Annotated in this window: 1 protein-coding gene; it reads right to left on the bottom strand. The window is 68.9% G+C overall.

The window, feature by feature from the left end; all coding sequences use genetic code 11:
* A partial coding sequence (locus AB6A65_RS16615) for a tRNA-dihydrouridine synthase (RefSeq protein WP_371039493.1) occupies window positions 1-360 on the bottom strand: 360 nt, incomplete at its 3' end.
* Window positions 361-444: the final 84 nt, after the last annotated feature.

Genomic DNA, 444 nt, shown 5'->3' with positions numbered 1-444 from the left:
CAGATCGGGCGAGCGCATGAGCACCGCGCCGAAGCAGCCCGATTTCACCCGGTCCGAGGGGCAGCCGACGTTGAGGTCGATCTCGTCGAAGCCGGCCCCGGCGCCCATGCGCGCGGCCTCGGCCAGCTCCCGCGGGTCCGAACCGCCGAGCTGCAGCGCCACCGGATGCTCGCAGGGGTCATGGCGCAAGAGATGCGTCGCCCCCCCGCGCACCAGCGCCGGCGCGGTCACCATCTCGGTGTAAAGAAGCGCCCGGCGCGACAGCGCGCGGTGAAAGACGCGGCAGGCGCTGTCCGTCCAATCCATCATCGGCGCGACCGAGAGGCGTGACGCCTCCCGAAGCGTTGACTTTGCTTGCATTCTTCCAGCCTCCGCCTGCGCGAGTGCTACGCGTGTAGCACCGATTGCAGCCAATTTCCCCCGGTTTTTTCAGGTTCCCCGCGT

It is taken from the genome of Rhodosalinus sp. FB01 (genome assembly GCF_041365715.1).
Classification (GTDB): Bacteria; Pseudomonadota; Alphaproteobacteria; order Rhodobacterales; family Rhodobacteraceae; genus Rhodosalinus.
This window is presented reverse-complemented; position numbering and strand designations above follow the sequence as displayed.